The organism is Krasilnikovia cinnamomea (assembly GCF_004217545.1).
Taxonomy (GTDB): domain Bacteria; phylum Actinomycetota; class Actinomycetes; order Mycobacteriales; family Micromonosporaceae; genus Actinoplanes; species Actinoplanes cinnamomeus.
This window is the reverse complement of sequence record NZ_SHKY01000001.1, coordinates 3894027-3905504: the sequence shown is the minus strand read 5'-3', so window position 1 is coordinate 3905504 and position 11478 is coordinate 3894027. Positions and strand designations below refer to the sequence as shown.

The window sequence follows — 11478 nt, the reverse complement described above, 5'->3', positions numbered from 1 at the left end:
GTCCTCGCTTCGATCTCCAACGTCACTCCCCGTTCCGCTCTGCCGACCCCGCAGAGGAGAGAGCACGTGCACGCACCTTCCCCCACCGTCCCCGCCTGGCGGCGCCTGCTGGCCACCACTGCCGCCGCGCTCGCCGCCGCCACCTGCGCACTGACGGTCACCGGACCTGCCGAGGCGGCGGGATTCGTCCCGAAGACGCCGCCGCTGAGCACCCCGTGGACGAGCCAGGTGTCCACCACGAATCCCCTGCCCGAATACCCCCGCCCGCAGCTCACCCGGCCCGACTGGCAGAGCCTCAACGGCGTCTGGCAGTTCGCGGGCGCGGCCGATCTGGGCACCCCGCCGGTCGGGCGGACGCTGGCCGAGGAGGTGCTCGTGCCGTACCCGATCGAGAGTGCGCTCTCCGGGATCATGCGGCACGAGACGTACATGTACTACCGGCGGACGTTCACCGTGCCCGACGGCTGGAGCGGGCGCCGTGTGCAGCTCAACTTCGGCGCGGTGACCTGGCAGTCCACGGTGTGGGTCAACGGCGTCGCGGTCGGCACGCACGAGGGCGGCTACGACCGGTTCTCCTACGACATCACGGCCGCGCTGTGGGCCGGGACGAACGAGCTGATCGTCGGGGTCTGGGCGCCCGTGGAGACCCAGGACATCCCGATCGGCAAGCAGCGGCTCAGCCGCGGCGGCATCTGGTACACCCCGTCCTCGGGAATCTGGCAGACGGTCTGGCTGGAACCCACCAACCCGGCCCGGATCACCCGCCTCGACCCGACCCCGAACCTGGCCGCGGGCGCGCTCGACCTGGTCGTCCAGGGCACCGGGATCAGCGGCCAGGCGGTCAGCGCGCAGGTCCTCTCCGGCGGCACCGTGGTCGGCTCGGCCACCGGCGCGGTCGGCGCACCCATCCGCATCCCCGTGCCCAACGCACACCTGTGGACCCCGGACGACCCGTTCCTGTACGACCTGCGGGTCGCCCTGACCGGCACCGGCGGCGGTGACACCGTGGGCGGGTACGTCGGCATGCGCGTCCTCGGCAAGGCCATGCTCGGCGGGGTGCTGCGCCCGACGCTCAACGGCGCGTTCGTCTACCAGCTCGGCACACTCGACCAGGGGTTCTGGCCCGACGGCCTGTACACCGCGCCCACCGACGCGGCCCTGCGCTTCGACCTGGAACAGCAGAAGGCCATGGGCTTCAACACGGTCCGCAAACACATCAAGGTGGAGCCGGACCGCTGGTTCTACTGGGCGGACCGGCTCGGGCTGATGGTCTGGCAGGACATGCCCGCCCTGCCCAGCGGCAGGGAACCGTCCACGGCCGGGCGCACCCGCTTCGAGCGGGAACTGCGGGCGATGGTGGATCTGCACAAGGGCATCACCTCGATCGTGCAGTGGGTGCCGTTCAACGAGGGCTGGGGCGAGTACGACGCGGGCCGCATCGCCGACCTCGTGAAGAGCTGGGACCCCACCCGGATGGTGAACCACAACTCGGGCGCCAACTGCTGCGACTCCGACCCTGACCCGGGCAACGGCGACGTCATCGACGACCACATGTACGTCGGCCCCGGCATCACCCGCGCCCCCACCGCGACCCGATTCGCGGTCAACGGCGAGTACGGCGGCCTCGGCCTGCGCATGCCGGGCCACGAGTGGCCGAGCAGCGGCAAGTTCGCGTACGAGTGGCTGCCGGACCCGACCGCCCTCACCGACCGGTACGTGCAGATCACCGGGCGGCTGGTCGACCTGATCAGTGCGAACGGGCTGTCCGGCTCGATCTACACCGAGCCCACCGACGTGGAGGAGGAGCTGAACGGCTTCTACACCTACGACCGGCGGGTGGCGAAGATGGACCTGGCCCGGGTGCGGGCCGTCAACCTGGCCGTGCTGGGCGCGGCGCGCGGCACCACGCTGCCTTCGGGCAGGCTGGTGTCGCTGCGGGTGACCACGCCCGGCTACACCGACCGCTACCTGCGGCACGCGAACGGCGCCGCGGTGACGTCGGTGATCACCAGCGGCAGCTCCACGGTGGACCGGCAGGACGCCACGTTCTGGGTCCGGCCCGGGCTGTCCGACCCCGCCTGCTACTCCTTCGAGTCGCGCGACTTCCCCGGGCAGTATCTGCGGCACCGCGGCCTGCGGGTGTACAAGGAGGCCAACGACGGCGGGACGTACGCCGGGGACGCCACGTTCTGCACCCGGCCGGGCCGGTCCGGGGGCGGGACCTCGCTGGAGGCGGCCAGCCTGCCGGGGTACTTCCTGCGGCACCGCAACGCCGAGGTGTGGATGGACCCGGACACCGGGGGCTCGTTCGCCGACGACGCCACCTGGAACGTCACCACCGCGTGGTGGCGCAGCGGGGCCGACCTGCCGGTGGGCCAGAATCGGTCGTTCCGGGTGACCACGCCCGGATACACCGACCGGTACCTGCGCCACCGCGACGGCCTGGCCCGCACCGACGTGCTCAGCGCGGGCAGCCCGATGCTCGATCGGCAGGACGCCACGTTCACGGTGCGTGCCGGGCTGGCCGACAACGGCTGCTACTCGTTCGAGTCGGTGAACTTCCCGGGTCAGTACCTGCGGCACTCGGGGTACCGGTTGCAGAAGGCGGCCGACGACGGCTCGGCGCTGTTCCGGCAGGACGCCACGTTCTGCGCCCAGCCGCCGTTGAACGGCGGCGCCGGGAACGTGTCCCTCGAGTCGATCAACTACCCCGGCTATCACTGGCGCCACTACGCGGAGGCGGTCTACATCGCCACCAGTGGCGGCGGCAACACGTGGGACGCCACCGCGAGCTACGCCGCCGACGCCACCTGGACGAACGCGCCACCCCTGGCCTGAATGTTCGGACGACTGAATGTGTTGGGACGTGAGGGACTTGGTTCATGACGCTGCTTGAGGTCGTCGACGTCCGCAAGTCGTTCCCGGGCGTACGGGCGCTCGACGACGTCACATTCACGCTGCGGCCCGGCGAGGTGCACGCCCTGGTCGGCGAGAACGGCGCCGGCAAGTCGACCCTGATCAAGGTGTTGACGGGCGTGTACCAGCCGGACCACGGCGAGATCCGCTACCGGGGCGAGCCGGTCCGCTTCGACACCCCGCTGGACGCCCAGCGCGCCGGGATCTCCACGATCTACCAGGAGGTCAACCTCATCCCGCTGATGAGCGTGGCGCAGAACCTGTTCCTCGGCCGGGAGCCGTACCACCGCACCGGCCTGCTCGACCTCGACCGGATGCACAAGGAGGCGGCCGAGATCCTGGCCGGCTACGGCGTCACCGCCAACGTCCGGCGCCAGCTCGGCACGCTGCCGCTGGGCGCACAGCAGATGGTCGCCCTGGCCCGCGCCGTCATGATCGACGCGAAGGTGGTGGTGATGGACGAGCCCACCTCCTCATTGGAGCCGCGCGAGGTGGAGACGCTGTTCGGGGTCATCCGCGAGCTGCACGCCCGGGGCATCGGCATCGTCTACGTCAGTCACCGCCTGGACGAGCTGTACCGGATCTGCGACGCGGTCACCATCCTGCGCGACGGCCGCGTCGTGCACACCGGGCGGCTGGCCGAGCTCGACCGCCTCCAGCTCGTCGCGCTGATGCTCGGCCGCGACACCACCGAGGTGCGGCGCGACGGCTTCACCGGCTTCTCCGGCGCGGACACCGCCGACCCGAACGCACCCCCGGTGCTGCGGGTCCGCGGCCTGACCAGCCGCCACCGCCTGCACGACATCAGCTTCGACGTACGGCCCGGCGAGGTGGTCGGCCTCGGCGGGCTGCTCGGCGCCGGACGCAGCGAGACGATCAAGGCGATCGGCGGCGCGTACCCGATCGACCGCGGCGACATCACCGTCGACGGCACGGACCTGCACCGGCCGACCACGGTCGCGGCGCTGCGGGCGGGCATCGCGGTGCAGCCGGAGGACCGCAAGGCCGAGGGCATCGTCGCCGACCTTTCCGTACGGGAGAACATCGCGCTCGCGGTCCTGCCCCGGCTGAGCCGCCTCGGCCTGGTCTCCGAGCGCCGCATCGACGCGATCGTCGAGACGTTCATGAAACGCCTGCGGATCAAGGCGTCCGGGCCGTACCAGCGCGTCGGCGACCTCTCCGGCGGCAACCAGCAGAAGGTGCTGCTGGCCCGCCTGCTGGCCACCGAGCCTAAGGTGCTGCTGCTGGACGAGCCGACCCGGGGCATCGACGTCGGCGCCAAGGCCGAGGTGCAGGCCCTGATCGACGAGCTGGCCGCCGGGGGGCTCGGGGTGGTGCTGGTCTCCTCCGACGCGGAGGAGCTCGTCGAGGGCGCCGACCGGATCGTGGTGCTGCGCGACGGCGGCATCGTCGGCGTCCTCGACGGCGACCGGGTGACCACGGAGGATCTGCTGGCCACGATCGCCGCGGCGGGAGACGACGATGACGACTGAGGCGGTCGCCCCGCGACCCTTCCTGGACCCCGCCCGGCTCCGTGCCTGGCTCCCCCGCTACGGCGTGTACGCCGCCATCGCCGTACTCGTGCTCGCCAACGTGCTGTTCACGCCCTCGTTCCTGACCTGGAGCAACCTGCGCATCCAGCTGGTGCAGGTGGCGCCGGTGGTGATCGTCGCGCTGGGCATGGCGCTGGTCATCGGCACCGAGGGCATCGACCTGTCCGTCGGCTCCGTGATGGCGCTGGCGGCCGCCCTCATCCCGCTCTACCTGGGCTACGGCGTCCTCGCCGCGATCCTGGTGTCGCTGCTGGCCGGGGTCGCGGTGGGCCTGATCAACGGAACCCTGGTGGCCCGGGTCGGGTTGCAGCCGATCGTCGCGACCCTTGCCCTGTTCGTCGGTGGCCGGGGCCTCGCCGTGGTGATCTCCGGCGGCCAGCTCAAGGACATCCGCAACCCCGACCTGCGCTATCTCGGCTCGGGCGAGCTGTTCGGCGTCCCGTTGCCGGTCTGGATCGCGGGCCTGCTCGTCCTCGTGATCGGGTTCACGGTCCGGCGCACCGTGTTCGGCCGCCGGTTGCTGGCGATCGGCGGCAACCGGCCCGCCGCCGAACTCGCCGGTGTGCCGGTCAAGCGGGTCCTGACCACGGTGTACATGGTCTGCTCCGGGCTGGCCGCGATCGCCGGGATCCTGGCGGTCGCCCGCATCCAGTCCAGCGACGCGTCCGCGGTGGGCCTGCTGATCGAGCTCAGCGCCATCACCGCGGTGGTGGTCGGCGGGACACCGCTGACCGGCGGCCGGGTCCGGGTGCTCGGCACGGTGGCCGGCGCGCTGCTCATGCAGCTCGTCGTCGCCACCATGATCAAACACAACCTGCCACCCTCCACGGCCGAGATGGTGCAGGCGGCGATCATCCTCGTCGCGGTGACGGTGGCCCGGGAGAGCAGGACCCGGTGACCACGGTGGACAGGGGGAGGAAGACCAGGTGACCCAGGGAATCGTGTCGCACTCGCCGGTCCCCGCGCGGCCCGGCACAGATCCGCGCCGGGCCGAACGCACCGACCGGATCGTCGGCCTGATCCAGCGCCAGGGCGCCGCGGCCGTCCTGGCGGTCGTCGTGCTCGCCGGGGCGCTGGCCTTCCCCGAGTTCCGCAGCTACGCCAACGCGGCCACGATCCTGGTCGCCGCCGCCGCGCCGATGCTCATCGCGCTCGGCATGACCTTCGTGATCATCACGGGCGGCATCGACCTCTCCGTCGGCTCGCTGTACGTCCTCGGCGGGGTCGTGGCCGCGTACGCGTCGCAGTGGGGACTGCCCGCCGCGTTCGCTGCGCCGCTGCTGCTGTGCGGCGTGATCGGAGTGCTCAACGGGACGCTGGTCGCGTACGCCCGGATGGCGCCGTTCATCGTCACCCTGGCCGCCCTGCTCGGCGCCCGCGGGCTCATGCGGGCGATCACCGACGAGGGCTCGACCACGTACCTGGTGCGCGATGACGCGTTCCGCGCCTTCGGCAACGGATCGTTGCTCGGCCTCGGCTACCCCGTGTGGCTGGCCGCCGTGCTCGTGCTGGTGGGCGCGCTGGTGCTGACGCGTACCCGGTTCGGCAACGCGGTGTTCGCGGTCGGCGGCAGCGCCGACGCGGCCAGCCTGATGGGCGTCGCCGTACGCCGTACCCGGGTGAGCGTGTACGTCCTGTCCGCCGTGCTGGCCGGGCTCGCCGGCACGATCAACACGGCGAAGCTGGGCTCCGGGGTGACCGTGCTGGGCGCCGGCATGGAGCTGGACGCGATCGCCGCCGTGGTGATCGGCGGCACGCTGCTCACCGGCGGTGCCGGGTCGGTCGGGGGCACGGTCGCCGGGGTGCTGCTGCTGGCGGTCGTACAGAACCTCATCAACCAGGTGGGCACCCTCAACAGCAACTGGCAGCAGGTGGTCAGCGGCGTCTTCCTGGCCGCGGTGGTGGTGGCACAGACGTACCTGAACCGGCTCCGCCGGGTGAGTTGAGCCACGTCGCGACCAGGGGCGCCGGGTGCCAGGATGGTCACATGAACGCGGACCGGCCCACCTTCGTCTTCGACGGCGACTGCTCGTTCTGCAGCACCTGTGCGGACTTCATCCAGCGGCGCATCCCGACCCGCGCCGCGGTCGTGCCGTGGCAGTTCACCGACCTCGCGGCGCTGGGCCTGACCCGGGAGCGGGCCGAGGAGTCGGTGCAGTGGGTGGGCACGGACGGGACGATCGCCGCCGGGCCGGACGCCATCGCGCTGCTGCTGCGCGACGCGGGGCGCCTCTGGACGCTGCCCGGCCGCGCCCTGCAGACTCCGCCGGTGCGGTTCGCCGCGTGGCCCGCGTACCGGTGGGTGGCGGAGCACCGGCACATGCTGCCCGGCGGGACCGCCGCCTGTTCCCTGCCGCAGGCCCAGCGCGACGCGCTGCGACCGCCGTCCTGAATGACCCGTACTCAGGACAGGGTGGCGGTCCCGAGCACGTGGCCGTCCCGGTCGGCGATGGAGATCGCCTCAACGTCGCCCAGATGGACGGAGCTGGCCCCGGTCACCTTGGCCTCGCCGGTGGAGGTGGCACCCCAGGCGGCGGCCTGCTCCACGTGCCCGGCCGAGTCCCGCACCTGGCAGACGAACGGTCCCTTGCCCTCCACCCGGGACATGTCCAGCGAGATCGCGACCCCCCACGCCTTCGGGGTGACGACGGCCTGACCGGTCAGGCCGCTGCCGGTCGCCGGCTCGAACCGGGCGGTCACCAACTCGGGACTGGGCAGCGCGTCGGTGGGCGGAGTGCGCCGGTCCGCGGTGACCACGCCGAAGCCGATCAGCGCCGCGATCAGCACCACCGCGGCCGCGGCCAGCCACCGGACCTGGGCCATCCGGCGTCCCCGGGTGCGCTCCGCGCGCATCCGGGAGAGCAGCTCCTCGACCCGTTCCGGGCTGGGCCGGGCGGACAGCGAGACCAGGGTGCCGCCCCGCTCGGCGTCGCGGGCGGCCTCCGGCAGGCGTTGCAGCAGTTCGGGGATCGGCGCCAGCCGGTCCAGCTCGTCGCGGCACTGGTCGCAGCCGTGCAGGTGCGCGTCGAGCCGGTCGGTGTCGCCCTCGTCGAGCCCGCCCAGCAGGTAACCGCCGAGCAGCAGGCGCAGCTCATCGTGTTCGTCGGACACGCTCGGGGTCATCGGATCACCCCCATCTCCTCGAACACGGTGCGCAGCGCGCGGACCGCGTAGTAGGCGCGCGACTTGACCGTGCCCTCCGGCACGGACAGCCGGCGCGCCGCGTCCGCGACGCTCTGACCCTCGTAGTACATGGCCTTCACCACGGCCTGGTGCTCGGCGGAGAGCCGTTCCAGCGCCTCGGCCACCAGCCAGCCCTCGACGAGCTGGTCGACGCTGTCGGCCGACGGCACCGACTCCACCGCGGCGTCGTCGGCGACCAGCCGGGGACGGCGTTGCTCGGCGCGCCAGGCGTTGGTCACGACGTTGCGGGCGATGGTCAGCAGGTATGAGCGGGTGCGGCCGGTGCTGTCCACTTCCAGGTGGTCGATGTGCCGCCAGGCCCGCAGCAGGGTCTCCTGCACCAGGTCCTCGGCCTTGTGGCGGTCGTGCACGTACCGCGAGATGAAGCTGAGCAGGACCGCGTAGTGCTCCGTATAGAGCGCGGTCATCAGCTCCTCGTCGGGACTGACCCGTCGTCTCATTCCGCTGATTCCCCTCGTCGGCGCTGCTCGGCCACCACGTTGTACACCCTCGCGGGCGGTTTGGTTCGACTGGTAGCCGACAGGGTGATGCCCGGCCCCCTCGCAGGGCCGGGCATCGTTGCCGTCGAGACCGGTCAGCAGGCCCCCGGGCCGCCGTAGCGGAAGGTCCGGGCGCTGAGCTTGTTCACGCTGTAGACCCCGCCGATGGCGCGGACGTTGAGGTCGACCTCGGGCCCGTTGATGTACGCCACACTGCCGACCCGGGCCGCGCTGGCGTTGTCCGAAGCCAGACCGTTGCCCATGTGGCTGCACGGCTGGGTGCTGGGCGAGGCCACCTCACCGAAGAACTGCACCTGTCCGGAACGGGTGAACTGCCCGTTCCACAGGCTGTCCGGGAAGTACCCCAGCCATTCCGTGTCGTACGCGACCCACCAGGCGTCGTTGTAGTGCTGGATGCCGAACCGCTTGTTCCCGCCTTCGGGCAGGGTGTCGCCCGGCTTCACGGTCTGGCTGTACTGGACGAAGCCGCAGGCGTTGTAGCACGTTTCCTTACGGTTCACCCAGTGGTACACGAAGATGTGCGGGTCGCTGTCGCCGTTGACCGTGCGGTCCACGGTCCAGCCCACCTCGACGATCTGCGCCCCGTCGGCGGACTGCACGCTGAGCTCGGCCAGGGTGTGGAAGTCGCCGGAGGCGAGCTTCGGCTTGGCGATGGAGAAGTTCGCGTACGCGCCGTCGGTCTCGGCGTTCTGCGAGCCGACCCCGTACAGGAAGTTGACTTGGGAACCCGCGCGGGGCACCGGCTCGGTCAGCGGCGGCGGGACCGGCGCGACGACCGAGGTGCGGGTGGAGCGGACCGAACTCCACCGGGAGTTGCGGCCCTTGGGGGAGAACTCCGGCGGGGCCTGGGTCGCCCCGGACTTGTCCGCAGGGGCGATGTCCGCGCCCTCGGCCGCGACCTTGGCACTGTTGGCGCCAGGCTCGGCGCGGGTGACGGCGACCGGGCGGCCACCCCACGGGAGCCGGGCCGGTGGGGTGCTCGCGTCCTCGGCCGGATCCGGGCCGGCCGGATCCGCGTCGACGGTGGTGAAGGGAGCTGCGCCGGTGGTGGAGGGATCTGCGCCGGCCGTGGACGGGTCCGTGGCGGCGCCGGACGGCTCCGCGCTCGCCGACGCCACCGCGGTGACGTCGGCGGGATTCTCGGCCGCGCCGGCGTTGAGCGTCCAGACGACGCTCATCGATCCGACGGTGACCACGGCTAAGCCGGCGGCGACCAGGCCGCGGCGGGAGATCGACACTTGTCCGTCCTCGTTCATCGGGGGGATCCGGAGGCGATGGGCGAGGGGATACCTCCGGCACCGGTTCTCGGCGGCGCAGCCGACGATATAACGCCCTCGATCGCGGCGGCCCCGCTGAGCTGCTTTTCCGCCTTAACGGCTGAGGCTGCGGACCGATCCGGTGATGCCTGAGGCGGATGTGGCGACATCGAGTGTCCACATCGTCACACTGCGCTCAAGGAACCTGTGCCACGAAAGAGGCAAAGTGCCCCGAGCTTCTTTCGGGTCCCGCGTGAATCGGTACCCGGAGCCAGAAATACCCGCCCATCCGGCGGACTGAAGAATGTCCCAACTGTCCGAAGTAGTCGCACGAACGAGGCCCCCAGGCCCGAACCCGCCGCGCCTGGGGGCCGAGAGGCCGCGGTGTCAGTGCCCGGCGGCTGCGGGCCGCGCCCGGCGGGGCAACAGGAAGCCCAGCCCGAACGCCGCGACGAGCAGCACGAGCGCCACTCCGAGCGTGCGTACGGTCACGTCCCGGAAGCCGTCGCGCACCGCACGCTCGGCGTACCCGGCGATTGCGGGGTCGGCGGGGGCCGCCGCACCGGGCGCGGCCCCGGACCGGCACGACGCCGGCTGCACCTCGGGGTCGTCCTCGGCGACGCGGTCGGCGAGGCAGGCGCGGATCCCCGCGATGATCGCGGGCTGCGCCGCGGGCGGCACGGCGGCGGCCGTGAGCTGGGCCCGCAGTTCGCCCGCCGACGTGTCGACGTGGTGGGCCACCGCGCCGGGCAGCAACCCGAAGAAGATCGTGCCGAGGATGGCGATGCCGAAGGCCCCGCCGAGCTGCTGCACCGAGGTCAGCGCCCCGGACGCCGAGCCGGTCTCGGCGTCGTCGACGCCCGCCAGCACGATGTTGAAGAACGGCGCCATCGCGAGCCCCATGCCCGCGCCCAGCACCAGCAGGGCCGGGCTCAACTGGTACGGGCTGATGTCGGCGCCCGCCCCGCGCACCGTGAGGGCGACACCGATCATGCCGAGCCCCATCACGACCGTGCCGATCAGCAGCAACCGGCGGCCCAGCCGCTCGCTGAGCCCGGCGCCCGCGGCCACGAACCCGACGACCGTGCCCAGCGCCTGCGGCAGCGTGGTCAGGCCCGCCTTCAGCGGCGAGTACCCGAGCCCGACCTGCAGGTAGAGGGTGAAGACCAGGCCGGTGCCGATCAGTACGGCGAAGAAGAACAGGCCCAGCGCGAGCCCGCCGGTGAACGCGCGCTTGCGGAACAGACTCGGCGTGACGAGGGGGTCGCGCCCGGCCCGCTCGCGGGCGGCCTCGTAGCGGCCGAACGCCACGAACAGGACGACGCCCGCCGCCAGCATGACGAACACCCACACCGGCCAGTCCAGCTCGCGCCCCTGCACGAGCGGGTAGAGCAGCAGGAACGCGCCGACCGCGGCCAGCAGCACCCCGGCCACGTCGAGCCGGGGCGTGCGCTCGGCGCGGTACTCGGGCAGGAAGCGCAACGCTCCCATGATCGCGAAGATCCCGAGCGGCAGGTTGATGAAGAAGATCATGCGCCAGCCCACGCCGAAGTAGTCGGCGTCGACGAGCCAGCCCGCCAGGATCGGCCCGCCGACGGCGGACAGGCCCATGACGGGACCGAACGCGCCGAACGCCTTGGCCTGCTCCTTGTCGGAGAACATCTGCTTGATCATGCCGAGGCCCTGCGGCAGCATCACCGCGCCGAACAGCCCCTGCACCGCGCGGGCACCGACGAGCACGCCGGGGCTCCAGGCCACGGCGCACAGCAGCGAGGCCACGGTGAAGCCGGCGGCTCCGATCAGGAACATGCGACGCCGCCCGTAGATGTCGCCGAGCCGCCCGCCGGTCAGCAGGCCGACGGCCATGGCCAGGGTGTATGCCGCGCCGAGCCACTGGATGAGGCTCAGCGAGCCACCCAGCTCCGCGCGGATGACCGGGCCGGCGATCGTCGTGACCAGCGAGTCCAGCAGGTCCATGACCTCGACCGCGAGGATCACGAAGAGCGCGACCCACCGCCATCTGTACGGCGTCCGAGTCTCTTCCAGTAC

The 11478-nt window shown here is 71.9% G+C and carries 9 protein-coding genes; 5 read left to right on the top strand and 4 right to left on the bottom strand.

All coding sequences use genetic code 11. The features are described 5' to 3' along the window. The first annotated feature begins 66 nt into the window (after positions 1-66). The 5 genes from EV385_RS17655 to EV385_RS17635 are packed head-to-tail and all read left to right on the top strand — an operon-like array spanning position 67 to position 6861. Positions 67-2838 carry an AbfB domain-containing protein gene (locus EV385_RS17655; RefSeq protein ID WP_207229860.1) on the top strand — a complete coding sequence of 924 codons (2772 nt, stop codon included), beginning with the start codon at positions 67-69 and terminating at the stop codon, positions 2836-2838. Positions 2839-2882: 44 nt separating this feature from the next. Then, positions 2883-4409 carry a sugar ABC transporter ATP-binding protein gene (locus tag EV385_RS17650; RefSeq protein ID WP_130510456.1) on the top strand — a complete coding sequence of 509 codons (1527 nt, stop codon included), beginning with the start codon at positions 2883-2885 and terminating at the stop codon, positions 4407-4409. Next, positions 4399-5367 (top strand): ABC transporter permease, encoded by a 969-nt coding sequence (locus EV385_RS17645; protein WP_130510455.1) that lies wholly within the window; start codon positions 4399-4401, stop codon positions 5365-5367. The genes EV385_RS17650 and EV385_RS17645 overlap by 11 nt, the downstream gene beginning before the upstream one ends. A gap of 28 nt (positions 5368-5395) precedes the next feature. Next, entirely contained in the window at positions 5396-6415 is a 1020-nt protein-coding gene (locus EV385_RS17640) for an ABC transporter permease (protein ID WP_130510454.1), read from the top strand. Positions 6416-6456: 41 nt separating this feature from the next. Beyond that, positions 6457-6861: a thiol-disulfide oxidoreductase DCC family protein gene (locus tag EV385_RS17635; RefSeq protein WP_130510453.1), complete on the top strand. Its 405-nt coding sequence runs from the start codon at positions 6457-6459 to the stop codon at positions 6859-6861. Positions 6862-6872: 11 nt separating this feature from the next. Here EV385_RS17635 and EV385_RS17630 read toward each other — a convergent pair whose 3' ends face one another. From EV385_RS17630 to EV385_RS17615, 4 genes are all read right to left on the bottom strand, one after another. Continuing rightward, complete coding sequence (locus EV385_RS17630) at positions 6873-7592, bottom strand: zf-HC2 domain-containing protein (RefSeq protein ID WP_242624936.1); 720 nt, start codon at positions 7590-7592, stop codon at positions 6873-6875. Then, entirely contained in the window at positions 7589-8113 is a 525-nt protein-coding gene (locus EV385_RS17625) for a sigma-70 family RNA polymerase sigma factor (RefSeq protein ID WP_130510452.1), read from the bottom strand. Before EV385_RS17625 ends, EV385_RS17630 begins: the two co-directional genes overlap by 4 nt. A 134-nt stretch (positions 8114-8247) precedes the next feature. After that, positions 8248-9411, bottom strand: a complete 1164-nt coding sequence (locus tag EV385_RS17620) for a neprosin family prolyl endopeptidase (RefSeq protein ID WP_242624935.1) — start codon at positions 9409-9411, stop codon at positions 8248-8250. A 405-nt stretch (positions 9412-9816) separates the two neighbouring features. Continuing rightward, a complete protein-coding gene (locus EV385_RS17615) occupies positions 9817-11427 on the bottom strand; it encodes an MFS transporter (RefSeq protein ID WP_242624934.1) in 1611 nt (536 codons plus the stop codon). Positions 11428-11478 lie beyond the last annotated feature (51 nt).